This is a genomic window from Sphingobacterium sp. lm-10 (genome assembly GCF_023554555.1).
In the GTDB taxonomy this organism is placed as follows: domain Bacteria; phylum Bacteroidota; class Bacteroidia; order Sphingobacteriales; family Sphingobacteriaceae; genus Sphingobacterium.
The window spans coordinates 45,237-70,541 of sequence record NZ_JAMJWC010000003.1 but is presented as its reverse complement, the minus strand read 5'-3'; the positions used below and the strand labels follow the sequence as shown (position 1 = coordinate 70,541).

Here is a 25,305-nt window from a genome sequence, read left to right as displayed (position 1 = left end):
TGCCATGTTATCAAAATCGCTCATTCGTTTAATTACTTCGCTGCAACATAAAAAGTTTCGTAGACAACATGGTCTATTTTGTGTGGAAGGGGTAAAATCAATTTTAGAATTTGTCGACTCTACCTACGAGGTAAATATGATATTTGCCACCTCATCTGCCGCTGCAAAATTGAACAAAATCCCTCAAAATATAAAGCTTGTATCTGTTAATGAAGAGGAATTAAAAAAAGTTAGCTTCTTAACTAATCCTCAGGGTGCGCTGGCCTTGGTAAAGATTCCATCGAGCGAAAGGATCTCCACCGAACAATTATCGGGCAAGCACAGCCTGATCTTGGATGATGTACAAGATCCAGGCAATATGGGAACCATTGTACGCACGGCCGAATGGTTTGGATTCACCCAGGTTATTGCGTCGTTAGATACGGTGGATGTATACAACCCAAAAGTCGTGCAGGCAACCATGGGATCATTGGCTCGTATGCAGATCATATATATGGATATTGAAGCACTAATCAAAGAAACCACGATCCCCTCTTATGGCGCATTACTAGCCGGTAATTCTATTTATGAAACCGATTTTAAACAGGAGGGAATGATTATTCTGGGCAATGAAGGCAATGGCATTCGCCCAACCATTTTACCACATATTACGCAGGCAGTCACCATCCCCTCTTTCGGGCGTGCTGAATCACTAAATGTTGCTGTTGCTGCTACGGTATTTTGTTCCGAAATTGCACGCAGAAAGCAAACATTCTAAGTAATTAACGGTTAATAGATGGATATATCGTGGGGATATATTTACCTACACTAATTAGGCCTTACAGTAAACATGGAAAATCAAAAAAAATCGACTACCTATTCGATGTCCTTAGCAAGTAGTCTGCTGGCTATGATTCTTATCATCGCAATTTTATACTACACCAGTAGTGTGGTATTGCCCTTGTTATTTTCAATTTTGATATCAATCATGCTATATCCGCTTGCACGGCTCTTCGAAAGATTGCGTTTGGGTAAAGCTTTTTCCGCGATTTTGTCGGTGATTGTCGCCATTGTTATCATGTCTGGCTTGGGTTGGTTTATTGTGTATGAAAGCATTGTCATTGGCAGAGATGCTTCCGCAATCACTGGCAAAGTCATGTCTGTGTTGGAGAACTCCGAAGCTTGGTTGCAAAACACGTTTGGCATAGAACGTAATCAAGTAATGGCGCAGTTGCGCGAGCAAGGCGACAAGGCCATGGATAATGTAGGCGGTATGCTGTCATCTACTTTTGGTTCGATCGGCAGTATGTTAGCGGCTACCGTTTTGGTCCCGTTATTTACGTTCTTCCTATTGTACTATCGCGTATTTTTCCGCGAATTTTTCTTCAAAGCATTTCATTCCGTACCTAAGCAAAAAGTACATGACACGCTCGATCGTATTTACGATGTCGTTCAGAGTTACCTCTTAGGTTTGATTACCGTGATGGGAATTGTCGCCGTATTGAATACCATCGGTTTGATGATTTTAGGTATTGACTACGCTTGGTTTTTTGGCACCTTGGCATCCTTACTCATGTTATTACCATACATCGGTATTGCGATCGGATCGATTCTTCCGGCATTGTTTGCTTTAGCTACTAAAGATAGTGCATGGTACGCGATCGGTGTGGTTGCTTGGTTTCAAGTGGTGCAATTCCTCGAAGGAAATATCATTACACCAAACATTGTAGGCAGCAAAGTGAGCATCAATCCGTTGATGGCGATTATTGCGATCTTATTGGGCGGTATGATTTTTGGTTTAGCCGGTCTTATTCTGGCCTTACCGATGGTGGCTACGATCAAAGTAATCTTCGATGCGATTCCTTCTATGGAAGCCTATGGTTTTCTGATTGGCGAACCAGAAAAAATGCATTTACAACGTAATTCTACCCAACAGTTGCTGATGAAATGGGGCATTGTACGTGAGCCAAAAGTCAAGAAAAAGAAAGTAATTATCGAAACAGAAGTCGCTGAAGTGGAGGTGGACAAACGCAAAGAAATTACCGAGCAATCTCAGGTGAATACGGTAGCCGTCGAGCGTAAAGTCGGAAATCCAAAGCAGGATTTTCCAAAAAGTGATGATCTGGACTCCGATCCAAATTCACAAAAATAAATAAATCAGGGTGGTCGTTTTAGACTACCCTGACTAATAAACCTTTCAGGTATTCTCCTTCGGAAAAGGATGCCCGAACCGGATGATCCTCTGGTTGGTGAAATTGATGAATAAACTGAATCTCCTTACCCGCATCCAGTGCTGCCCAAGCTAGAACCTGTTTGAACGTATCAATATCCATCGCGCCGGAGCAGGAATAGGTAGCTAACAACCCTCCGCTCTCTAACAATAAAAGACCGCGTCTGTTGAGATCTTTATAGGCTCTCGATGCTTTTTCCAAAGTAGATCTGGATGGCGCGTATTTCGGCGGATCTAGTATGATAAGGTCAAATTTCCGACCTTCCTCACCCAATTGGCGAAGGTATTTATTCACATCAGATTGCACTGGTGTATTTCGGGATGCATCGAACCCATTCAACTGGATATTATCTTTTAAGGTGGCAATGGCCAGGGCAGAACTATCTACCGATGTGACATGTGTAGCACCAGCCTGCAAGGCATTTAAAGTAAAGCCACCGGAGTAAGAGAAACAATCTAATACGGATTTGTCAGATACAAATTGCGATACCAAACGTCTATTTTCTCGTTGATCGCAGTAGAAACCAGACTTCTGTCCTTCTACGATATTGATGTGATAGCGGATTCCATTTTCAACGACTTCGACATATTCGGGCGGTATTTCGCCGTACCGTACGCCGTTATCGTCGGGTAGTTGCTCGTATTCTCTGGATTTAATATCGCTGCGCTCGTAAACTCCTTTTGGGGAGAGGAGCTGCACCAGTTCGTCCACGATAAGATGCTTGATCTGATCTACTCCGGCTGCATGAACTTGGATCGAGATAAAGTCACCATACAAATCGGCGATCAATCCCGGCACAAAATCCGCTTCTGCAAATAGTAGTCGGCAGGTCGTGTTAGTATCATGCAGCAGGTGGCGCCGAGCTTCCACCGCTTTTCGCACGCGGTTGCGCCACCAATCGGCATCTGGCACGCGTTCTGGATGCCACTCCAGCAAACGTACGGCAACGCGGGAAACCGGATTGAACATACCATAGGCGATAAACTCTCGTTCTGCGTTAAATACAGAAACCAACTCACCAGATTGCAGTTCATTATCTTTTTGAGCGATCGCTCCCGAGAAAATCCATGGATGTAGCTGCCATGCAGCTTTGTCTTTTGTTTTGTGAAGAATAACTTTTTTCATACCTACCGCTACCTGACCGCTCAACGCAATGCCATTATTTAGTCGGCAAAGGTAGGATATCTTTTTTAAACCTCATCGCAATCTACCGTCACCACCCGTTCAAACAGCTCGTAAAACTTTTCGGTTAATGTGCCATCATTATCATAATGATAGATTAAGTCATTGACCTGATTCCACCAACCATAGGTCAGCACATAGTCAAAGGCTATCTCCTGCCGATGATCTAGCTTCATATTGGCCTCATATTTTTTCCATAAGGCTTCAGGGTAGGCGTTTCTTTCCATTTGTTCCTTTACCAGTTGGCCATACTCCTTCAACAGTACGTCTCCGCCATCTACTAATGCTGTCACATACTGCTGTACCTGTTTATTGTTTTCAAACTTCCCTTTTAAACATTTAGGATCATCCGCCGCCCCTACCCGTATTTGCTGAATATCGTAAGATTCCTCTAAATAGCGAAGCATAGAGTCTCGAGCCATAATAAAATCCGGTGTTTGTACTATTTTCAAGCTGGAGAACTGATTTTTCAATGTATCATAGCTACTTTTCAATTCTTCCAGGTTATCCCCATCAAAATACAGGGCTGCCCGACTCAAAAAATAGGTATCTTTCAAGACCGTTTCCGTATACTTATTCGCATCGTAATAACCTTTGTATATACACAGATCGTCGCTAAAGTCTAGTACCGCCAGTTTTTTCTGTGCGAATACCGGTAAGACACTTAGCGCGGTCATCAAGATTGCTATACTAAACCCTACTTTTTTCATTGCCTATTATATTTACGTCAAAAATACGGCTTTTTCAATAGATAAAGCACTTAAATCTAACTAGTCTGCACGGTCTGATTCGGAAGTTCGAAAACCACTCACCACACCAGCATGATGAGATGTCGTACCATGTTTATCAGACCAATACCAAAATAATAGCATCAGGTATCCCGCATGTATCAATTGAGATTCTACAGCCGACCAATTTTCGATTGTGCTGCTTCCGAAAGTTAACAGAGCCATCAAAGCCAGTCCGGCAAAAATGGTATAGCGGACTTGTATACCCAACAGCAATACGATCCCGATAATAGCTTCTGCAATAGGGATAAAATAGCTGAATCCCAGCACCGCCGCAGAAGGAAGAATGGATTCTTCCATGTTAGACACCATACCATCCGCAAATTCCTGCAATTTGGGTAGGCGAACTAAGCCATGACCGGCCAGTGAGATCGCAATGGGAAGTCGAAGAAAGAAAAAGCTGATTTTTACATTTTCCATCATGTTATTATTTTATTTGTGGTGGGTATTGGAGTATGTTCTGCCAATAGCCCTTCCTGTTTCAATTCATCCCAAAATGCAATAGGAATTTCCGCTGCAAACGATGCCGCATTGGCCGACGCTTGTGCTGCTGTGCTAGCTCCCGGAATAACGGCGGAAACCACTTCAGGGGCAGCGGAGAATTGTAAAGCAGCAGTGCGCAGATCAACTTGATGTGCCGAAGCTACGCGCATCAATGCGGCACGTCGTTCTGCCATACCCGCTGGCACATTACCCCCATACAAATAGCGATCCTTACCGGCTAGATACCCGGCAGATAATGGGGCGCCGACAACTATTTTGACATCTTTCTCTGCCGCTATCGGAAACACCTTGTTCAAAGCATCTTCATACAGCATCAAAGAATATTGGCAAGCAGATAGAAAAACATCAGGATCCGCCACTTCAAAGGTTTTCAAAATCGGTTCAATGGTATTAACTCCCAATCCCCAACCTTTAATCAAGCCTTCCTCTCGCATTTTCGTCAGCTCCGGCATAGCGCCCTTTGCTGCCTCTTGAAAATGCTTTTCCCAGTCTCCCTTAAAATCGTCATTATCGGGAGAAAGGTCATGGATATAGACAATATCTAAAGATGCAACACCCAGTCGTTGCAAGCTATCTTCTACACTTTTCCTTGCTCCTGCAGCAGAATAATCATACACATAACGGAAGTTCAACTTTCCCTTCCACAGACCATTCTCCAGCTGGAAATTATCTTCGGGGTGCAGTATTCTACCAATTTTAGAAGATAGTATAAAATCGGCGCGATTCTTATCTTTCAGATACAAGCCCATCCGGCGTTCGCTGATTCCTAGCCCATACCAAGGCGAGGTATCAAAATGCCTTACACCCGTATTCCAGGCAGATTCCATAGTTTGCAACGCTTTCAAATCGGTGTGTGGTTGAAATCCATTGCCTATCGCTACGCCTCCCAAACCAGATTTCGCAGAAAAGGCTCCTTTCTTAATAGCAGAAACAGAGGAGGAGACCTTGTTTGCATCTGCAGGTATTGGTGAGCCACCGGCGAATAAGGAAGAAGCCATCACTCCGGCAGATGCCATTCCTGTATGATGTAAAAAATTGCGTCTTTTCATAAGAGGTACTATCTAGGACTATGATGAACAAAGCGCAAAACAATGCGCCTCTTAATAAACGGATGCGCCGCTTAATAGTTTCGTATCAAAATGAAAAAATGGCAAAAATGACTTCGTGTATTTCTAAAATACCTACCCTTAAAAGATATTTCTTTTAAATATAATTAGTATATTCGTGTAACACTTTTATTATCCTGGCCGATCCATGTATCTAAGACATGCGATTGGTACGAATTTCTAACTTCAAAAGAATGAATAGGCGACAACTTATCAAACAAGCAGGATTCGCAACGGCAGCCTTTGCCATGAGCCGCGATCTTTTTGCAGCAAACACATCCGTATTTACACAAAGTACTTTCATCGATGAATGGATTTATCTTGGATCCAACGAAAATCCACATGGGCCGTCGAAAGCGGCTCGGGAAGCGATGAGCAAGGCGCTGCTCAGTACAAATAGATACCAATGGAAAGAAAGCGCTAAACTGATCAGCGCTCTAGCCCAACCCCATCGGTTAACGGATAAAAATATACTTCTCGGCGCAGGCTCTTCAGAATTGTTGGGCTTAACGACTCTTTTCGCTTCTTTCAAGAAAGGCAATATCATTGCACCAGATCCCACTTTTCGACTTTGGACAACCGCAGCACAGCACATGGGATTACAGATCAAGTGGATACCACTTACGGAAGAGAAAGATACCGACCTCACAGCGATGCATTCGGCCATTGATTCGGACACGAGCATGGTGTATTTGTGTAATCCGAATAACCCGACTGGCATCCCGATTCCAGATCAGGAATTACGCGATTTTATTAAAGCGGTGCCAAGCCACGTGATCGTTTTGATGGATGAAGCATATACCGAATTTGAAGATATACCGAGTACGGTTCCTCTGATTGACGAATTCCCAAATCTTGTCATTGCGAAAACATTTTCCAAAATCTACGGACTAGCAGGTGCACGTATAGGTTATTTGCTCGGAAATGAAAAAATCATCGAGTCGCTTGGCAATCTACAGCCCTGGCAGAATGCAGGGCCCAGTGCCGTTAGTGTGGCGGCAGCACTCGCCTCCCTACAAGACCAGGATTTCGTGACGTATTGTAAAACAGAAAACGCTAAAAATAGAGCCATCTATCACCAAGGCTTAGCAGATCTAGGGCTGCGCCACACGCCCTCCACAACTAGCTTTTCTTATTTTGATACGGCGAATTATCCGGGTAATTTTGTGGCAACATTGGAACAGAATAAAATCATGGGAGCACGGAGTTTTGAAGAAAACAGCACCTGGATGCGCCTGAGTATAGGAACCACCGAAGAAATGAAACAAGTAGTAAGCGCTTTGAAAGCCGGTAGTTAATATTGATTAAAAAAGAAAGAGGCTTGTCTAAAAAAGGGCATTGAAGAAAAAAATGCGTCATTGCGAGGAAGCATGACGAAGCAATCTAAATTTTTTGTACATAAGATTGCTTCGTCGTCGTTCCTCCTTCTCGCAAGGACGTTCATAGCTTACTTTTTAGACGACCTCTTTCTTTCCTACTTAATTAGTTCGCTCCCGCTCTTAAGGCAGGGTTCTGCTGTTCTTCTACCAACGGTACCGCAAAAATATAGTAGCGACTGTTGGGTGCGAAGGCATTTCCATCCGGGAATTTCACGACACGGTGCCCTTGGCCATTCACGACCTTCTGCTCACCCGAAGGTGTGGTTACCGTTACCTTGACTGGACTTCCTGCTACATCTAGAAATGACTTACGAACGACCGATTTCTGATTTCGAATAATATCCGATAAACCGAAGCCTTCACCCCAAAGCTCTTTGCGTCTTTCCAACAAAATCGCTTCAACCAAATCTCCCTCTTGCGCGGTGTAAGGAACCGCATTTCTTGCCGCACGCAAGGTATTTAGTGCATCGATCGCGGCGCTATTGTTGGCTGCTCTAGCATATGCTTCCGCCTGTATGAGCCACATCTCTGACGAACGCATATATACAATATCTCCAATGAGGTTCTGTTTAAATTTAAACTTCTTGTACCGCAAGAAACCTTCACGACCAGGTAAGCCATCCCACTCAAAAAGTGCCGTACGCACATCTTGCGGAGCAAAATGTTCTTTAAAAAATGGATCTGCCATGAAACTAAAATAAAAGGATCCCGACGAAGAAACATCCAGGTAATGAAACGTGTAACTGGCGGTACTTTGATCCGTTGTTTGTAAATGTCCCCAGATCCATTCTGGATTTTGCGCGTCATTGAACCCCGCGTAATAGGCTTCGGCATTCATCAAAGGATAACCCTCCGCAGCAGCAGCCGCTGCGGTAGCCGCCAACTCCCATTGCCCCGTGTTCAAGTAAGCGCGTGCGAGCAAGCCATTAGCCACATGTTGATTTACACGGTATTTCTGAGCGCCAGGCCGATTATATCCAGCAAGCTTAGTGACGGCATCCCTAAGGTCTGCAGTAATCAATGCATAAATCTCCTCCAAACTAGCTTTCGGTTTACCTTGCGTGGCCGTCGTACTTGGCTCAGTATATATCGGCACCGTCAATGCCGTCTTGTCTTTCAAGTAACTAAATTGATAAAAAGAGGCCAGATTGAGGTAGGCAAAAGCGCGTAATGTCTTAGCCTGACCAATCAAGCGATCTTTATCCTCACGCGATCCCTCCGCCTGCTCGGTCTTCGCAATCACGTTATTGGTATTGTCGATCACCTTGTAAAGCAACGTCCAGAACGCATTCACCCGGTTCGTAGATCTGTCAAACAATTCAGTGAAGGCATATGGATCCCGATAGCCATATTTGGTGGTAACGGCCACGTCGTTTGCCATGGCATCACTGGTACGCATAAAGGCAGAATAACCAGGGTTAGCAAAGGTAAAATACGTATCGTTCAGATACCGCCAAGTTCCATTGATAACGGTTTGAATGTTACTGGTATTTTTGTAAATCTCCGTATCCGTCACTGCATCCGTGGGCATCGTATCCAACTGATCTTTACAGGAGGCCAGTGTCAATACAAAGAAGGTAAGAGCGTATATTTTATATTTTGTTGCGAATAAATTCATGCTATTTTTTTTTTAAGTCTTATAATCCAATCTGCACTCCTCCGGAGAATGTTTTAATCGCCGGGTAACGGAAATAGGTAGCCCCTTCCAGGGTTTGTTCCGGATCCATTCCTTTATGCTTGTAGAAAGTAAATAGGTTTTCTCCCTGAACAAACACCCGAAGTCGGCTGATGCCAATACGGCTCATAGTAGCTTCCGGGAAGGAATAGCCGACACTCAGGTTTTTAAGACGAGCAAAACTACCATCATACAAAAAGCGAGTAGATGCGGAGGTCCAGTTCAAATTATCAGTGGTAAGGCGTGGTACATCCGTCTCCCGGTTTTCTGGGGTCCAGCGATTCAGCATCTCTTGGCTCCAGGCACGACCTGGGTTATTACCATTGTGCAACAGCTGGATATAATCATTATCCAATATCTGCCCACCTAAGCTAAAACTCAACAAAGCATTCAGATCAAAATTCTTATAGGTAATGTTATTGGTAATACCCCCTACCAAAGTTGGCAATGAGCTTCCTTGAATAAATCGACCCGCATCGCCGTACACCGAAGTTGTTTCGTCGGTTTGTATACCGTCGGCATCTGCTTTGTACCAGAGTGGCGAGCCGTTTTCAGGATTCACACCGGCCCAAGTTGGCAAGTAAAAATCATAGATTGATCCACCTAAGCGCAACATCTTATTGCCGCGGATAATATTGTTTGCCGTAGGCAATTCGGTGATCCGGTTCTTAAAATGCGAGAAATTCAGGTCCAGATTCCAGCGAAAATTCTCGTTACGTACCGGAATAGTACGGATATCCACATCTATACCGGTATTGCGCATGGTACCAATATTGGCATCGTAGCCTGTATATCCTGTAGATAGCGCCATGGGCATCGTAAACAATAAGTCTTTACTCTGGCGGTTGAAATATTCTACAGAGAAGGCGATACGATTTTTCAGTATCGCTACATCCACACCCGTATTGAAGTTGAGGTTCGTTTCCCATTTAAGCTCTGGCGTAGCCAAGCGATTGGTGATGGTACCACCCTCACCCAGATTGTTGAGAATAGAATACAGTCCCTGATACGCATAATACACACCTAAATTATCATTCCCCTGGCCACCATAACTAGCCCGCCAGGTTAATTGGTTCAGCCAATCCTGATCTTGTAAAAATGATTCATTCGAGATCTTCCAGGCAGCTCCCAATGACCAAAAAGTCCCCCAACGTGTACCAGCAGCAAAGCGAGACGAACCATCCGTACGTATCGATCCGGACAATAGATAACGATTATCGTATCCGTATTCGGCGCGACCTAAGAAACTCAACAAGCGATAATCCTGACTCAATCCGGTAAAGGAATTGAGCTGTGAAGCAGCTATTGGTTCATCTAAGCCAGGTAGCACAAAGCGCTGACGGCTTCCACTCATATTGGTCGTTTGGAAACTGTAAAATTCCTGTCCTGCCAGTACATTGAGGTGATGTAGATCAAATTGCTTGTCGTAGGTCAGGATGTTATTCCAGGTTTGTCCCACTGTACGCACATTACTTTTATTCACGGATCCGAGGTATTCCACACCTCTACCCACGGATGGATTCACGTAAAAATGATCATTCCTATTGATGTAATCTACACTATAGGTAGAGCGGAATTTCAAATCCGGACTGATAATGGCTTCCAAATACGTTCGGATAGAGGCATTCTCCCGTTGGATATCATTTTTATCTAACGGTAAAGATGCGGCAAGATTGGAGCGTGGAATGGCGGCACTTGGACGGTATTCGCCAAAATCCCAAATCCTATCGCCATTGGCATCCAGCCGATAACTGCCATCCGCTTCGCGCTCATAATAAGGATAGAAGCCTGGCGTCAAACGGGTGAAATTGATAATATTTGCGGTATTACTATCTTCTGATTGCGGAAACTGTTGCAAGGCACTGCTGGCAGCAAAATTAAAACCTGCATTCAACCACTCTCTTGCTTTTGCATCAATATTTGCACGCACGTTGTATCGTTTAAATCCAGAACCAATCGCGATTCCTTGATCGTCCAAATAGCCCCCAGATATAAAGTAACTATGTTTATCACCACCGCCACTAATGCTTAAGTCAGCCTGCGTACGTTGCCCGGTACGTTGTAATACGTCGGTCCAGCTATCATTCCACAAGGCTTGCGCTCCAGGTTGCAAACGCCCATCCAGCCCAACGGGCTGGGAGAAATTAGCACCATACGGGTTGATCCCCAAATCCGTTACCAAAGATGCACTAGCATTTCTCGCCGCGACATCGGCAGCCAACCCGTTAGACAGGTTTTTATTGCGTACGGCTTCCCAGTACAATTGGAAATAATCGTCTGTTGATAGCTGTTGGTAATCTTGAATAGCGCGGTTGGAGACGCCTTTGGTGACGTTTAAGTTGATGGCTGCCCGATCGCTGGCTCTTCCCTTTTTTGTCGTAACGATGATCACACCGTTTGCACCACGCGAGCCGTACAAAGCGCTGGACGCCGCATCTTTCAAAACACTGATGGATTCGATATCATTCGGATTGATTGCACTGATATCTCCAGCATAAGGATTGCCATCCACCACATAAAGTGGATTGCTAGATGCATTGATAGAGCCGATACCCCGAATACGAACAGTAGCATCCGTACCGGGCTGTCCAGACGCAGCCACCGCCTGCAAGCCGGGAACTTGACCTTCCAAACCTTTCGATAGATTAGATATCTGTCGGTTTTCTAATTGCTTACCACTGATGGTTCCGACCGAACCGGTAATATTCTCGCGGCGAGAAGTACCGTAAGCCACCACCACCACCTCACCAAGATCTCGGCTGGCGGCTTCCAATGCTACATCTATGTTATTAGCATCTGCGGCGCGCTGTATCGTACCGTATCCTACATAGGAGAATTCCAGACGTGCATCCGCTTGTCTGACTTCTATACGATAACGGCCATCTTCTTGTGAAGAAACACCAAATTGTTGACCAACAACCCGAACGCTCACGCCAGAAAGAGGTTGACCGGTAAGCGCTTCGGTAATAAGCCCTTCTACCACGCGTTGCTGCGCAGACACCTGATAGACAGGCAGAACAGCAAGCATCAGAATGAGGGGGAGAATAAAGGGGATAGTAGTAATTTTCCTTTGCATATAAACAAAAATTTAAATGTAATTGCGCTACGAAGTGGCAGATACTAAACCAGTTAGACTAGATTAATCAACACTGGTAATGGAGATGCTAAAACGTATTATAGTAATTTGCGAGCAAATATAATACATAATCCACCTAAGTAGTAGTCTTTTTAGTGTAAAAATCACACTATCCACTAGCAGTCAACTGTTTATTTTTTTTATGAAAAGGACATGAACCATTAGGATGCTGGGTCACTGTAATTGGTAACCCAAGGTTGGTCTATGCCATATCGAGTAGGATCTTGCGAAGTTATTATTTCTAAAGTACCTCCCTTAGCAATTTCTTTTCGGGTAATCCAGAGCCGTCCCAAATCTTTTCCGTTCCATAAGATTTGTTGGATATAACGTTCACCTTTCTCACCGCTTCGCTTTATGATAAAAGGTTTTCCCCTATTTTCTAATCGCACTTCATCAAAAAATGGGGTAGATAAATAATAGATAGGTTCTCCGATCAAAGGCTGATGCAACCCAATAGCAGAAAGCACCCACCAGGCAGACATCGCTCCCGCATCATCGTCCATTGTGCGTACAAATGCTTTTGGTTCGTTTTTATAAATTTTATCGATGTGCGCGCCAATGCCGCGGCTATTATCATTGAAGTAATATTGTACTACCGTATCTAGGGCCAAGCGATGTACCCATTCCTGGTATCTCCAAGGCGTTGTGCTAGCGTTGTACAACGTGAAAGACTGCAGATCCGGTTCGTTCGCTCTGTTAAAATAATAGTTATCATAGAAATCATCGAGTTGTGCCGTGAAAGCCGCTTGCCCTCCGGCCAATGTCACTAATCCTTTCACATCAAATGGCACATTCCAACGGTATTGTCGGATTGTACCTTGGTACATATTGCGTGCTGACATACGATCTACATCGCGCTTCGTCAAATCTTTGAATTCTCGATCCCATACGGCGCTATAGCTAAGCGCACGTTGTTTGTACACCGGATTTTTTCCTTTAAACAGTTGATCCATCGCCCACATATCGTACGCAGCTTCTAAGTATTTGTCTGGTTTGGTAAAGTCGAAGCGTGCCGTATCACGAATCAAGGAATCGCGAATAGCATCCAGATCAATAGCATAACCTTTGCGTTGCGCATCGAGCAAGACCACCGCAGCATGCTCCGTGCGCACGGAATTAGCCGGTTCGGCAGGTCCGGCAAAGTCGTATTTCCCATAACGGTACAGGTCAGAAAGCGAGGAAGCAACCTGTTGATAAAATTCAGGATAAGCCAGCTCTAATAAAGGTAATTGCGTTTTGTAATTGTCCCATACGGCCCAGCCATGTACCCTTGGAGTTTTACTTTTATATATTTCACCATCAGTAGCACGGTAACTGCCATCGGCCTCACTCGTGGTATAAGGAGATTGTAATGCTCGGTAAAACAAGGAATAGAACATTTTCGTAAGTTCCGGATCTCCCTTTACCTGTATGGCACCTAGCCAATTATCCCAATCCTTTTGTACATTATTTTTCAGATCCGCATACGATTTTTTATGATGTTGTTCCAGACGCTCTGCAGCATAGGACTCATTCACGGCCGAAAAGGCTAAGTCTATTTCCGCTTCGCGAACATCACTAGGTAGAGAAACCCAAACTTTATTGCCTTCTATACGCCAAGCCGACGCGTTAGGAATTTCTAAAGCATAATAAATAGTGTACGTCCCTACATGACAAGTTGTTTTGGCACGTACCGCACCAATAAGTCGATTTCCGTCACGTTCAAATCGGTTATCTACGAATGCGCCGTTAAACGCATGGCCTAAATCCAGAAAAAATCCTTTATCACCTGCAGGAAATGAAAATTTCTCCTTACCAAAATCCTTTATGGAAACGATTTGTGCTGCGATGCCCTCCTGTGTAGCTACTTCATAATAACCCGGCCCGGCCTCTTCCGTATTTTTATGCAACACCGGAACGACATGCCCCGATCCCAAGTAAGGCTGGATAAGCAATACGCCGCCACTGCCCATGCAGCCAACACCTTCCATTCGATTATGTGTAAAACCTCGAATTTCTTTTGCCAGAAATTCATATCCGGTATGGGTAGTTGGATTGGTGAATGGCACGATGCTCAATTGATGAAAAGCGGAAGATGCGGCCGGAGATAATTGACCATGATCGCCGGAAGACCCTAAAAAAACATTGACCTGATCAACTTGCGCAAATAAAACGCGTGCGCCGAATACCAGAAGGGAGAGCATGATTGCCTTTTTCATAAATAGCGTGTAGAAAGTAGATCCACAAATATATAAAACCCCTATTAAGTACATGTTAATGAAACCTAAATGGGGAGTCTTTCACGGGGATATCACAAATTGGTCTAGTATAATTGAATCATCAATAACTCTTTTCTAGGTAGTTATCTTTTTATTTATATAAAATAATTTCAATATATTGGTATATAAAACTAAACCGCCATTCTATGTCTGAACCTTTCTCTTTCACATTGTCGTTAATTGTCCTCATTTTTCTTCTTGTATTATGTTTCAACGTAATTACCATTAAAAAGGAAATGGTAAAACAAAATAATCTGCAAAGTGCAATTCTAAGAAGATTGGAGTTGTGGAACGGCTCGGGTGCTGTCGATAGCGCTGCCAAAGACTTCCCCTTTTATTTCTTTCTCTATGATTCCAAAAATCGAAAGTTCCTCTTTCGAAATATCAATACGAATGGCTATGAAACCCTGCCCGGAGCCTCACAGTACGCCATGTCTATGACCGCTAAAAAATCAGAAATTGAGTTGGAAATTATCAAACAAAATGGCATTACGAATGCTCTGGAAAATATTAAAATAACCCTCAAACCCGTAGAGGATAATTATATTGACATTGCAGATTACGTCGCGTAGTGAAACAACCAAGATAAAGTGAGTAATGAAGATCATGAGGTGTAAACCCATTAATCAGCGACAGGCATATCAATTTCTTAATATACGTGCTATGGATTAAACGCTTAATTTTATGAGCGGATAACATGATGCACTATTCATTAACATGAACGATATAACACTTGAGCTGCTGATAACAGCATTAGGCTGGCTGGGATTTATCTGCTGTTCAACAGCATTTCTGCTATTAAACAGTAATAAAATAACGCATGATCAGCCATTATATCAGACGCTGAACATCATAGGTGGGATCGGACTTACAATAAGTGCCATATATTTCAATGATATCCCAAACATAGCGGCAAACGTTCTTTGGATAATTATTGCCGTCTTTGGTTTCGTCCGCTTTGTAATGCTAAAAAGAAGAATGACTAAGTAAGCTGTAGCAAGCGATACGCTTCTAGCTTATACGCTGTTAATCGCTCCTCGAAGTCTACTTTGGTAGCAGCCACACTAAGGTAAAAGTAGGCACCGTCGATCAATGCAAAAATAAGATCGGCCGACACAAGAGAGGAGGATACCGTGATCAATCCTAAATCCACAGCTCTCTGAATAATGCGGGCAAGCGTCTCTCGGAGAGAATTCGTAATGATCTTATATTTCTCCCTCACAGATTTGTCACGAAAAGTCAATGCATAGCAACTGTAGAAAAGACCATCATCAAATAACCGGTTCCATTTTCGTGAAAACAAATTATCAATCAGCATACGTAACCCATCTATCGGTTCCAGGTCTTGAATTTTGTTAAGTTGAAACATGACCAGGTATTGCTCTAAAATAAAATCGATCAACGCCAGTGTAAGCTCCTCCTTGCTTTTGAAATAATGAATGATGAGACTGGGATTCACATCCATTACCTTAGCAATCTTAGCGATCGATGAATTTTCTAAACCTTCTTTTTTAGCCACTCGATAAAACACTTTTACAATCTCTAGTTGGCGTGCCTCTTTAATACTTTTTCTACCCATGTATAATTTTAATGCGTTGCTAAAATAATCAATTGGCCGTAATATTTATTTGATAAACATCAAATGTATTCATAACACTCAAGAATTAACAGTTATATAACGCTCTATTAAGCAATAATTTATGTTGCGGATATAATTTTGCGATTAATTAAACATTCATTCAATCTATTAACACTGTAATTCATGAAATTCATCCCTCGACGACTTAGTAAAAGCCGGCAGCAGGTAAACGCACTATGTGTCGTTATTGTGCTGTTTGTACTATGCAGTATAAGTCGTGCTACTGCGCAAACAACCAACACCATCATTGGAAAGGTTACTAATATGACTGGTGAAGCACTACCCAGTGTGACTGTATCACTAAAAGGTACTAGAATAGCGACGATAACCAATGCAAATGGTGACTATAGTATTGATAAGTCTCCAGCAAGTTCTTCGCTCTTATTCTCCTTGATCGGTTACGAAGAAGTCGAAATTCCTTTTGAAGGAAGAGATTCTATTGATGTGATCCTTAAACCTACCGAAGGAAGTCTAGATGAAGTCGTCGTCGTAGGATATGGTTCACAGCGTAAGGTAAACCTTTCAGGCGCTGTAGACCACATTAGTGCAAAAGTGCTGGAAAGTAGACCAATTTCGAATATCGCTCAAGGTCTACAAGGCATGGTGCCCAATTTGAATATCAGATTTAATTCTGGTGCCCCAGGAGAAGCGGCCAACATCAATATACGCGGTATTACTTCTGTCAACGGTGGCGATCCTTTAATTTTGGTAGACAACGTACCGATGTCGTCCGCAGAACTTAATAGAATATCACCGCAAGACATCGAATCGTTTTCTGTGATCAAAGATGCATCTGCCGGAGCTATTTACGGAGCGCGAGCAGCCTTCGGTGTCATATTGGTCACTACAAAATCAGGTAAGGACGGTATCAAAATAAGCTATAATAATAACTTTACTTGGAACACACCCACCGTCATTCCTGATAAAATTGTGGATCCGTATGTCTTTTCACGTGTTTTGCAAACCTCCACAGACAATACGCCTTGGAATAATGTGCAATACAACGACCAGTTTTATCAGTTTGCGAGAGAGCGATCCAACGATCCTTCGATACCTGGCGTACGCATAAACCCGACGCAGCCCGCAGAATGGGAGTATATGGGCAACAAAGATTGGACGAGACACTTTTTGTCGGATTGGAATTTCACACAAAACCACGATATGTCGATCTCGGGTGCGAGCGACAAGGTGCAGTACTATCTGAGTGCAGGCTACAACAGGCAGAACTCGCCGATCACCCTGGCAGATGATTATTTTGACCGTTACACGATTAGGGCTAAAACGAATTATCAGGCCACGTCATTTCTCCAGATTGGCAATAATACAATCATTGGCAATACCAAACGCATCACGCCTTCGCAGATCAGTATGTTTGACATCTATACGGCTTTCCCAACAAGTTATGACATCAACCCAGATGGCACTTGGGCAAATTCGACAGCAGGAAGAGTAAGTGCGCAACTTGTCAATGGCGGACAGACTTCAGACCAGCGACAAGATGTACAATCCACATTCAACGTACAACTAGATATCGTTAAGAATATCTTTAAGTTGAATGCGGATTACACCTTCCAACGTAATACTAGGAATTACAACCGTTTCGTCACACCGTATGAAATCGGTTTTGGCCCTAATGATCTGCGTACGGAGGGAACCAGTAGCGCAGCTAGACAAGGTGGATTTTCTTACTACAATGTGTACAATATATACGCTTCGTATAACCAACAATTCAACCGACACAGTGTATCTGGTATCTTTGGATTCAACCAAGAAGATTACCGTTCCGAATTGTTCAACGGGCAAATGACGGAGTTGATCTCTAGCAATTTCCCAACACCCGCTTTAGCGACAGGTGAAGCTACCTTTGGCGAAGCCATTGACAAATATGCCCTGCGTGGAGCGTTTTACCGATTGAATTATACCTATGATGATAAGTATATCCTAGAGCTGAATGGTCGCTACGATGGCACTTCCCGGTTTCCAAAAGATCAGCGTTTTGGTTTCTTCCCATCCGGCTCTGTCGCTTGGCGCTTAGATCGTGAAAACTTTCTCAGCGATGTCGAGGCGATTGATCTCCTAAAGATTCGTGGTTCTTATGGTGCGCTTGGTAATCAAGCAGTTTCCAACTTTGGTTACATTCCTTCGATGGAAGTGACGCGTAGCGGATACCTGATTGATGGGCAAAGACCTCCACTCATCAGTACGCCAGCATTGGTGTCACCAAATTATACTTGGGAGAAAGTCAATACCATCAATGGTGGGTTAGATATCGCGTTGTACAGAAACATGTTTTCTGCTTCATTTGATTATTATTCAAGACGCACATTGGGCATGCTCACCGCTGGTGCTACATTGCCTGGCGTATTGGGGGCAGCATCTCCACGGGAGAATGCGGCCGATTTGAAGACAAATGGTTGGGAATTGAGCATCACTTACCAAGATAACTTCAAATTAGCAGGTGATGATTTAAACTTTAATGCGCGTTTCTTATTATCCGATTCTTATTCAGAAATCACCCGATTTGCCAACCGTAACAACTCCATCTTGGATTACTATAAAGGAATGCGATTGGGAGAAATCTGGGGATTAGAAAGTAATGGTTTCTTTCAGAATGAAGAACAAATCGCCAACCTAGACCAAACGGCTCTTATTCCTTGGGGAGCATTGACCATCGTACCGGGCTGGCCTATGTTTGTCGATCAGGACAATAATGGCGTGATCGAAAAAGGGTATACTTTGGGGGATACCAAAGATCTCAAAGTCATTGGAAATAGCACGCCACGTTACCAATTCGGTCTAGATCTGAATGCGAATTGGAAAGGTTTTGATGTGCGTGCTTTCTTTCAAGGCGTGGCTAAAAGAGATTATTATCCGCTCGATTACTTGTATTGGGGAGTATATCAGCAGCCATATGGAAGTATCTATTCTCACTTGCTAGATTTTTATAGACCAAATAACGACTCTGATGTAGATCGTGCAAAACACTCGCAGTCGTACTTGGATCTTGGATTGGCCGACCAAAATTTGGACGCACGCTTCCCGGTGCTACAATCTTGGTTAGCAGATAGAAACTTAGGAACACGTGTAGACCAAGCGCTAGGAACAGCCTTGCCGCAAACGAACTATTTGCTGAATGCAGCCTACCTACGTTTTAAAAACTTAACAATCGGATATACACTGCCACAGCATGTTTTTTCGAAAGCATTCATCAAGCAACTGCGCGTTTATTTCAGTGCGGAGAACTTGACGGAATGGTCTGCCGTAAAGAGATACTTCGATCCGGAAACTATTAATGCAAACATCAATACAGATCCTGTAGCCAGCCCAGGTCGTGAAGGAAATGGTCTGACCTATCCTTTTCAACGTAGCTTTTCGGCAGGTTTACAATTGACCTTTTAACACATACTAGTCATGAAAAAACATTTTTTTATATTCACCATAGCATGTGCATTACTGACCCTATCGTCTTGTAATGATAGCTATCTGGATCTACTTCCAGAAACACAGATCACCAAGGAAAACTTTTTTAAATCACAGACCGATTTAGAAATATATATACAGAATCTATACAATTTTTCCAGTTCGGGAATCTATGAAGCAGATGCCGGAACGGATAATGCCGGAACTACGGGTAACAATGAAATGAAGAACATCCTTTTGGGAAATGTTACTGCTGCGAATATGACGACGGGTTGGGATTGGGAACAGCTAAGAAAAGTCAACTTCTTCTTAGAAAACTTCCGTTCGGCTCAGGTTAGTGAAGAGGTGTTGGCCCATTACGAAGGATTAGCACGTTATTTTCGGGCACGATTTTATGTAGCCAAAGTGCAACGATTTTCCGATGTGCCATGGATCGATCAAGTCGTGAATACGAATGATGAAGAAATACTCACTGCCGACCGTGGAACGCGAGCGGGTACAGTAGAAAAGATCATGGAAGACTTTCAGTATGCCGCAGATCATGTGTTGGATAATGCAAAGGCTGGACAAGTCGGCAAATGGGTCGTAGTGCAGGAGTTTGGACGTTTTGCATTGTACGAAGGTACTTTTCGTAAATACCATAATGAATTGAATCTGACGAATACTGCAGATGCATTTATCACTAAATCGCATCAGCTGAGTGAACAAATTATCCGCAGCGGCAAATTTGCCATTCATGCTACTGGAAATCCTGATAGTGATTATGGTGATTTGTTCTTCAACCAAAGTTTGGAAGGCAACCGCGAGGTTATTATGGGTAGGTTCTTTGCCAACAATGTGCTGAATGCCAGCGATTGGCCGGGTATGTTTGGTAATTACGAGTACTATCCACTTCGAGATTTGATGCAGAATTATCTTATGAAAGATGGTTCTTTTTATACCAATCAATCAGGCTATCAGCAATTCTCATTTGTACAAGAGTTTCAAAATAGAGATCCGCGATTATCACAAACTTATGCTTACCCGGGATGGGAATTGATTTATAACAGTACCTACACGCAAGGTGTGGGAATCTATGTACAGCAATTGGCTAAAAACTTCTCCGGATATCATCAGATTAAAGGTTTTATGAATACAACTGATCAGCAAGTACGTTATGGTACAGATGTGCCGATCTATCGCTATGCAGAAGTTTTGTTGAATTATGCGGAAGCAAAAGCAGAATTGGGTATCTTGACACAAGATGATTTAGATATTTCGATCAATCCGTTGCGCGATCGTGTAGCGATGCCAAAAATGTTGATGTCACAAGTGGAAGATGCGAGATTAGCCAGCCAATTTCCAACGATTACGAGCAGTCAAAAGGCATTGCTCTTGGAAATCAGAAGAGAGCGTCGCGTCGAACTAGCATTGGAAGGCTACCGATTAAACGATATTATGCGTTGGAATGCGGGCAGCTTGCTAGAAAAAATGCCAGAAGGTATTTACTTCTCTGGATTGGGAAGACATGATGTAACAGGCGATGGAATTCCTGATATCGTTTTGTTGCCAGCCAACGAGTCTATTCCAGTGGAAAGAGAAAGAAATAGTTTGGGTCGTATTATGCAATATTATCGTGTCGGGACGTATGGTCAAGATGTCGGCGTTTACTTATCAGAAGGAACTAGAGGCTTTGTACAAACCGTAGAGCGTGCGTCTACATTCGAAGCACCAAAATACTATTACAGACCAATCCCGCAAGATCAGGTCAATTTGAACAATAATTTAAAACAAATATTCGGATGGTAAAATCATTAAAATGGCCTATCTGCCTGCTAGTAACGTTAGTAGGTCTGACTTTTTCTACGGCAGCAAATGCGCAAAATTTCAAATTTGCATTTATTACAGACCTGCATGTGCACAGCGATTCTACTTTGAACGAGGTGCAGAAGTTGCTGCATACCTTGCCAAAGGACGTCGAATTTGTGGTAAGTGGCGGCGATAATGTCGACGTCGATAATCAGTCAGCCGAGAAACTCCCTGCTGTACGATCTCGGTATGCAAAATTAAAAGCCATGCTTAGCGCGACTTCTCGCCCTTATTACATGGCGATCGGTAACCATGATCGCCTACCGGCGAAGATGCGTGACGGCGCTAATGATTTTCAACTATTTGAAGAAGCTTTTGGCGATACATACCAATCGTTTGAACACAAAGGCGCCAAGTTCATCGTCTTAAACTCGGTGTACACAGATAGTAGTGGCTATATCGTTCCCGAAAAGCAAAAAGAGTGGCTAGCAAAAGTGTTAAATAGTACGCCTAGAAACATGCCTATAGTCGTCATCACGCATGTACCTTTTCTGTCTGTATACTACCCGGTCTTAGAGGGCAAATACACTGCAACAGACACTTTCACCAATCAAAAAGAAATCATGGATATGTTCACGGAGCATAATCTACAATTGGTTTTGCAGGGTCATATGCATCTCTATGAAGAGATAAAGGTAAAAAACGTCGATTATATCACGGCAGGTGCTGTGTCTGGCAATTGGTGGCATGGTGCATTTTTTGGGACAAAGCCCGGCTACCTTATTTTAGAAATGAAAGACGGTAAAGTGACTTGGAGCTATCAAGAAGCCTATAAATTGTAATTGTTATCATCACTACACAATAAGCTATAAATGTTGGGTTGCTAACAACCCGACATTTATAGCTTAACAATACGATTCTGAGTATGTCTTTTGAAACCTAATTACCTGGAGTTACTTACAGGGATCTTATTAAATATAAATCCATCTTCACGAAAGGTTATGGAATTTTCCACGTAATAGGGAATTCCCATGTAAACGTGCTGTATTCCATAGCCTCTGATTAAATGATCTTTACGATCAAGTAAAGCGAATGCTCTCCTTTTCAGATGCCTGGCTCCGTGTGGTTGGTAATGGAAATCACCAATCAGAGAATCATTGATTATTTTACCCCTTACCGCTCCCGAATCAGTCACTGCGCCCGGTTTATGAATAATTAGCTTCCCAAAAAAACGCTTATCATATCTAGTGAGGGATAGATGTGCGGTGTCTCGATTTTTTATCGCGATATAATGATCGATACTAGGCTCTTTTGTTCTATTGCAAGACACGAATGATGTTAATAAGACAAGACATTCCGATAATACGGAAAGTAGATTTGATCTTGATTTTTTCATTAACATGCTCAAATATAAAAGAATAAAAGATTAGTTTATTCTGAGAGGGTTATCAGCAGCCGATAATTATAGCCGCACCCAAAATAGCAGGTTCTGTTTCCGAAACTTTGAACACCGCTAGAACAACCGAAGCTGACGCCCTTCTTTCGGTATAAATTCAGGTTCTGTAAAATTGGATATCGTAACGCCCAAAAGGCGCACCTTTAGATTCTCCACATCCACTTTATCCATCAGTTCCTGAACCACCAAATACATATCCGCTGATCGATTGATGTCATAAAACAATGTTTTGCTTCGGGTAATCTGGGTAAAGTCAGAAAATTTAATTTTTACCGTCACCGTTTTTCCTTTTTTTGCTTTAGCTTGCAATCGTTTTTCCAACTTTTCACATAGTGTCTTCAGCTCCTCCATCATTTCTACCTTGTCGGCAATATCAGCCGAAAAAGTATCCTCTATACCGATAGACTTTGAGATACGATTGGGGCGGACCGGCCGATTGTCATTTCCGCGGACCATATGATAGAAAAATGTGCCCGACTTCCCGAAGTGACGAATGAGATCCGATTCAGAAAAACGCTTGAGATCGGTGCCCTGGTGTATGCCTAAGCCTTTCATCTTTTGTGCCGTCACTTTTCCTACTCCAAAAAACTTATCGATAGGCAAAGCTTCTAGAAATGGGATGACCTTGGATGGACCGATAAAGGTTAAGCCATCAGGCTTCTGATAATCAGACGCAATTTTAGCGATAAATTTATTGACAGACACACCTGCAGAGGCTGTTAGGTGTAACTCCGCTTTAATAGCAGATTTGATGGCTTTCGCTATTTCAATGGCAGAGCCAATGCCTGCTTTGTCTTCGGTGACATCCAGATAGGCCTCATCGAGCGACAAAGGTTCGATGAGATCCGTATACCGCCTAAATATTTCCCGAATATGCTCAGATACCTGCTTATATACATCGAACCGGGGTTTGGTAAACAATAAATGAGGACATAGCTGCAATGCCTGTCGGGAAGACATCGCCGATCGAACACCAAACTTCCGCGCTTCATAACTGGCAGTGGCCACCACACCGCGCCCATCGGGCGAACCACCCACAGCAAGTGCCTTACCTCGCAATTCCGGAAAGTCACGCTGCTCTATGGAAGCATAGAAAGCGTCCATATCGATATGAACAATCTTACGTCGGTTTTCCGGAGAAGGAAGCATATCTTCAAATTTACAGGAAAAATATTCCTTATCTCACTTGGGTCGCGGTTCATTTTCTTATAAATATCAGAATACCCAATCGGCCTCCTCTCTCACTAAGTTAACTTACTATATATAAGCAAATTACTTTTTCCTATCCTCTAATACTTCCTCTCCATTTCGCTATCCTTTTCATCTAGTTTATATTCATTGCTTTTTGGGATTAAGAATTAGTATAATAATACCTCCTAATAAGAATGGAAGACTTAGTATTTGCCCCATGTTCAAGAACATATTATCTTCAAACAATTCCTGATTCAGCTTGAATATTTCTAGAACAAATCGCAATGAAAACATGCTGATGAGCATCATCGCGAATAGATTCCCTTTCCGGCGAATTACATCAGTACGAGATAAACAGACTAAGACGATAAAAACTAGAAAATATGAAATTGCCTCATATAATTGGGCTGGGTGTCTCGGAACATAGTCATATTTTGTAAATATAAAGGCCCATGGAACAGAAGTAGCACTACCGATCATTTCAGAATTAAAAAGATTACCCAAACGGATCAATCCACTAGCAAGTGGTATCACAATCGCTATCCGGTCAGCCAACCACCAGAAATTGATGTGATTTCTTTTCGAAAAAATAATCATAGCGACTAAAATCCCAATCGCTCCTCCGTGACTAGCTAAACCGCCTTCCCATACCGCGAATATTTCTAGAGGGCGTTGCAGAAAATAATACGATGGATTATAGAATAACACATGTCCGAGACGCGCCCCTATCAGCGTACCCAAAATGATGCTCCAACTTAATTTATCCAGCAGATCAATAGACTTACCCTCCGATTTGAATATATTATTTAAGAATTGATAGCTCATAATTAGCCCCAGCAGCCAAAACAAACCATACCATCGAATGGGTCGATTAATCCATGGTATAGTAAATATATCTGGGTCTACATCCCAGATGATATAGTTAATAATTGTAAAATCCATTAATTTAGCTAGGTAGAAATATCCGGTACTTTGGTTATGAAGTTGACATATCAAAGTACCGGTGGATTTTAATTTTCTTGACGCTCGTCTGATGTCAAGAAATACGCAACTGCAGCCACAACTAGCAAAGGCCAAATGCCCCCATCAATGTTAGCCATCTCTTTTTCATTTAGCTCTTGGACACCTAATTTTGTTACATCTAAAGTTTTCATAATAATAATTTGTTTAAATTATTTTCCTACTCTATTTCAGCTTTTCGGATTTCGCTGTCGTTGATCAACAATACTAAATTAGCTGTACTCACTCCACAAAAAAAGTAGTGGCAAAAAAATTAGTAAAAAGAGCATATCCACCTGATATTTTACGAACGACCGGCTCTTTTAATTGTTCTAATGTAATGGTAATAGAAATGGCAAACTCCTCTTCATAAAAATAAGTACTAGTATCCCTACAGTAACGTATCGGTGCACCACGACACTTCAATTGATCCAAGATAGCGTATAGTCGAGATACAGATATCCCTAGTCTACGCGCTAGTACAGCGGGTGTTCCTGTGCGACGTTGTCGTATCAATTTATCGATCAGATTAATACGTTCTATGTATTTAAATAACTGCATAGCCCTACGTTTT

General features: G+C 42.8%; 20 protein-coding genes. 8 read left to right on the top strand and 12 right to left on the bottom strand.

Annotated features, from left to right (window positions below; translation table 11 throughout):
• The first annotated feature begins 4 nt into the window (after nt 1-4).
• Together M8998_RS14945 and M8998_RS14940 are read left to right on the top strand one after the other, a co-directional pair.
• The gene (locus M8998_RS14945) at nt 5-757 is read left to right on the top strand and encodes a TrmH family RNA methyltransferase (protein WP_249994261.1); all 753 of its coding nucleotides are present in this window, start codon (nt 5-7) and stop codon (nt 755-757) included.
• Between the two features lie 72 nt (nt 758-829).
• Nucleotides 830-2,131 (top strand): AI-2E family transporter, encoded by a 1,302-nt coding sequence (locus tag M8998_RS14940; protein WP_249994259.1) that lies wholly within the window; start codon nt 830-832, stop codon nt 2,129-2,131.
• Nucleotides 2,132-2,150: 19 nt separating this feature from the next.
• Here M8998_RS14940 and M8998_RS14935 read toward each other — a convergent pair whose 3' ends face one another.
• The 4 genes from M8998_RS14935 to M8998_RS14920 form a co-directional block, all read right to left on the bottom strand.
• Nucleotides 2,151-3,335, bottom strand: coding sequence for a class I SAM-dependent rRNA methyltransferase (locus tag M8998_RS14935; protein WP_249994256.1), 1,185 nt, complete (start codon nt 3,333-3,335; stop codon nt 2,151-2,153).
• Nucleotides 3,336-3,400: 65 nt separating this feature from the next.
• Nucleotides 3,401-4,102, bottom strand: coding sequence for a hypothetical protein (locus tag M8998_RS14930; protein WP_249994255.1), 702 nt, complete (start codon nt 4,100-4,102; stop codon nt 3,401-3,403).
• A gap of 60 nt (nt 4,103-4,162) precedes the next feature.
• Entirely contained in the window at nt 4,163-4,603 is a 441-nt protein-coding gene (locus M8998_RS14925; RefSeq protein WP_249994253.1) for a DoxX family protein, read from the bottom strand.
• On the bottom strand, nt 4,600-5,733 hold the full coding sequence (locus M8998_RS14920) for an aldo/keto reductase (protein WP_249994251.1): 1,134 nt from the start codon (nt 5,731-5,733) through the stop codon (nt 4,600-4,602). The genes M8998_RS14925 and M8998_RS14920 overlap by 4 nt, the downstream gene beginning before the upstream one ends.
• 251 nt (nt 5,734-5,984) lie before the next feature.
• On the opposite strand from M8998_RS14920, the gene M8998_RS14915 reads away from it, so the two are divergent.
• Nucleotides 5,985-7,088 carry a pyridoxal phosphate-dependent aminotransferase gene (locus M8998_RS14915; RefSeq protein WP_249994249.1) on the top strand — a complete coding sequence of 368 codons (1,104 nt, stop codon included), beginning with the start codon at nt 5,985-5,987 and terminating at the stop codon, nt 7,086-7,088.
• A gap of 184 nt (nt 7,089-7,272) precedes the next feature.
• Here M8998_RS14915 and M8998_RS14910 read toward each other — a convergent pair whose 3' ends face one another.
• From M8998_RS14910 to M8998_RS14900, 3 genes are all read right to left on the bottom strand, one after another.
• A complete protein-coding gene (locus M8998_RS14910) occupies nt 7,273-8,787 on the bottom strand; it encodes a RagB/SusD family nutrient uptake outer membrane protein (RefSeq protein WP_249994248.1) in 1,515 nt (504 codons plus the stop codon).
• Between the two features lie 19 nt (nt 8,788-8,806).
• Complete coding sequence (locus M8998_RS14905; protein WP_249994247.1) at nt 8,807-11,920, bottom strand: SusC/RagA family TonB-linked outer membrane protein; 3,114 nt, start codon at nt 11,918-11,920, stop codon at nt 8,807-8,809.
• A 221-nt stretch (nt 11,921-12,141) separates the two neighbouring features.
• The gene (locus tag M8998_RS14900; RefSeq protein ID WP_249994246.1) at nt 12,142-14,178 is read right to left on the bottom strand and encodes a glycoside hydrolase domain-containing protein; all 2,037 of its coding nucleotides are present in this window, start codon (nt 14,176-14,178) and stop codon (nt 12,142-12,144) included.
• Between the two features lie 206 nt (nt 14,179-14,384).
• Between M8998_RS14900 and M8998_RS14895 the strand changes: the two genes are divergently transcribed.
• On the top strand, nt 14,385-14,810 hold the full coding sequence (locus M8998_RS14895; RefSeq protein ID WP_249994245.1) for a hypothetical protein: 426 nt from the start codon (nt 14,385-14,387) through the stop codon (nt 14,808-14,810).
• Between the two features lie 145 nt (nt 14,811-14,955).
• On the top strand, nt 14,956-15,228 hold the full coding sequence (locus M8998_RS14890) for a CBU_0592 family membrane protein (RefSeq protein WP_249994244.1): 273 nt from the start codon (nt 14,956-14,958) through the stop codon (nt 15,226-15,228).
• Here the strand turns inward: M8998_RS14890 and M8998_RS14885 are convergent.
• Nucleotides 15,221-15,817, bottom strand: a complete 597-nt coding sequence (locus tag M8998_RS14885) for a TetR family transcriptional regulator (protein WP_249994243.1) — start codon at nt 15,815-15,817, stop codon at nt 15,221-15,223. The genes M8998_RS14890 and M8998_RS14885 overlap by 8 nt on opposite strands.
• A 183-nt stretch (nt 15,818-16,000) precedes the next feature.
• Here M8998_RS14885 and M8998_RS14880 point away from each other — a divergent pair, with 183 nt between their 5' ends.
• From M8998_RS14880 to M8998_RS14870, 3 genes are read left to right on the top strand one after another with little or no spacing between them, the layout of a single operon-like run.
• Complete coding sequence (locus tag M8998_RS14880) at nt 16,001-19,276, top strand: SusC/RagA family TonB-linked outer membrane protein (protein ID WP_249994241.1); 3,276 nt, start codon at nt 16,001-16,003, stop codon at nt 19,274-19,276.
• Between the two features lie 12 nt (nt 19,277-19,288).
• The gene (locus tag M8998_RS14875; RefSeq protein WP_249994239.1) at nt 19,289-21,085 is read left to right on the top strand and encodes a RagB/SusD family nutrient uptake outer membrane protein; all 1,797 of its coding nucleotides are present in this window, start codon (nt 19,289-19,291) and stop codon (nt 21,083-21,085) included.
• Nucleotides 21,079-21,927 carry a metallophosphoesterase family protein gene (locus tag M8998_RS14870; RefSeq protein WP_249994238.1) on the top strand — a complete coding sequence of 283 codons (849 nt, stop codon included), beginning with the start codon at nt 21,079-21,081 and terminating at the stop codon, nt 21,925-21,927. Before M8998_RS14875 ends, M8998_RS14870 begins: the two co-directional genes overlap by 7 nt.
• Nucleotides 21,928-22,598: 671 nt before the next feature.
• Here the strand turns inward: M8998_RS14870 and dinB are convergent.
• The 4 genes from dinB to M8998_RS14850 all read right to left on the bottom strand — a co-directional run bounded on the left by dinB (nt 22,599) and on the right by M8998_RS14850 (nt 25,292).
• Nucleotides 22,599-23,690: a DNA polymerase IV gene (dinB, locus tag M8998_RS14865; RefSeq protein WP_249994236.1), complete on the bottom strand. Its 1,092-nt coding sequence runs from the start codon at nt 23,688-23,690 to the stop codon at nt 22,599-22,601.
• Between the two features lie 186 nt (nt 23,691-23,876).
• Entirely contained in the window at nt 23,877-24,674 is a 798-nt protein-coding gene (gene lgt, locus M8998_RS14860; protein ID WP_249994234.1) for a prolipoprotein diacylglyceryl transferase, read from the bottom strand.
• 68 nt (nt 24,675-24,742) lie between these two features.
• The gene (locus M8998_RS14855; protein ID WP_249994231.1) at nt 24,743-24,886 is read right to left on the bottom strand and encodes a class IIb bacteriocin, lactobin A/cerein 7B family; all 144 of its coding nucleotides are present in this window, start codon (nt 24,884-24,886) and stop codon (nt 24,743-24,745) included.
• An 88-nt stretch (nt 24,887-24,974) separates the two neighbouring features.
• Nucleotides 24,975-25,292: a hypothetical protein gene (locus tag M8998_RS14850; RefSeq protein ID WP_249994229.1), complete on the bottom strand. Its 318-nt coding sequence runs from the start codon at nt 25,290-25,292 to the stop codon at nt 24,975-24,977.
• Between the last annotated feature and the right edge of the window lie 13 nt (nt 25,293-25,305).

Excerpts from the sequence above, each read along its gene's own strand:
- M8998_RS14945 (WP_249994261.1), top strand. The coding sequence starts at position 5 with ATGTTATCAAAATCGCTCATTCGTTTAATTACTTCGCTGCAACATAAA.
- M8998_RS14940 (WP_249994259.1), top strand. The coding sequence starts at position 830 with ATGGAAAATCAAAAAAAATCGACTACCTATTCGATGTCCTTAGCAAGT.
- M8998_RS14935 (WP_249994256.1), bottom strand. The coding sequence starts at position 3,335 with ATGAAAAAAGTTATTCTTCACAAAACAAAAGACAAAGCTGCATGGCAG.
- M8998_RS14930 (WP_249994255.1), bottom strand. The coding sequence starts at position 4,102 with ATGAAAAAAGTAGGGTTTAGTATAGCAATCTTGATGACCGCGCTAAGT.
- M8998_RS14925 (WP_249994253.1), bottom strand. The coding sequence starts at position 4,603 with ATGATGGAAAATGTAAAAATCAGCTTTTTCTTTCTTCGACTTCCCATT.
- M8998_RS14920 (WP_249994251.1), bottom strand. The coding sequence starts at position 5,733 with ATGAAAAGACGCAATTTTTTACATCATACAGGAATGGCATCTGCCGGA.
- M8998_RS14915 (WP_249994249.1), top strand. The coding sequence starts at position 5,985 with ATGAATAGGCGACAACTTATCAAACAAGCAGGATTCGCAACGGCAGCC.
- M8998_RS14910 (WP_249994248.1), bottom strand. The coding sequence starts at position 8,787 with ATGAATTTATTCGCAACAAAATATAAAATATACGCTCTTACCTTCTTT.
- M8998_RS14905 (WP_249994247.1), bottom strand. The coding sequence starts at position 11,920 with ATGCAAAGGAAAATTACTACTATCCCCTTTATTCTCCCCCTCATTCTG.
- M8998_RS14900 (WP_249994246.1), bottom strand. The coding sequence starts at position 14,178 with ATGAAAAAGGCAATCATGCTCTCCCTTCTGGTATTCGGCGCACGCGTT.
- M8998_RS14895 (WP_249994245.1), top strand. The coding sequence starts at position 14,385 with ATGTCTGAACCTTTCTCTTTCACATTGTCGTTAATTGTCCTCATTTTT.
- M8998_RS14890 (WP_249994244.1), top strand. The coding sequence starts at position 14,956 with ATGAACGATATAACACTTGAGCTGCTGATAACAGCATTAGGCTGGCTG.
- M8998_RS14885 (WP_249994243.1), bottom strand. The coding sequence starts at position 15,817 with ATGGGTAGAAAAAGTATTAAAGAGGCACGCCAACTAGAGATTGTAAAA.
- M8998_RS14880 (WP_249994241.1), top strand. The coding sequence starts at position 16,001 with ATGAAATTCATCCCTCGACGACTTAGTAAAAGCCGGCAGCAGGTAAAC.
- M8998_RS14875 (WP_249994239.1), top strand. The coding sequence starts at position 19,289 with ATGAAAAAACATTTTTTTATATTCACCATAGCATGTGCATTACTGACC.
- M8998_RS14870 (WP_249994238.1), top strand. The coding sequence starts at position 21,079 with ATGGTAAAATCATTAAAATGGCCTATCTGCCTGCTAGTAACGTTAGTA.
- dinB (WP_249994236.1), bottom strand. The coding sequence starts at position 23,690 with ATGCTTCCTTCTCCGGAAAACCGACGTAAGATTGTTCATATCGATATG.
- lgt (WP_249994234.1), bottom strand. The coding sequence starts at position 24,674 with ATGGATTTTACAATTATTAACTATATCATCTGGGATGTAGACCCAGAT.
- M8998_RS14855 (WP_249994231.1), bottom strand. The coding sequence starts at position 24,886 with ATGAAAACTTTAGATGTAACAAAATTAGGTGTCCAAGAGCTAAATGAA.
- M8998_RS14850 (WP_249994229.1), bottom strand. The coding sequence starts at position 25,292 with ATGCAGTTATTTAAATACATAGAACGTATTAATCTGATCGATAAATTG.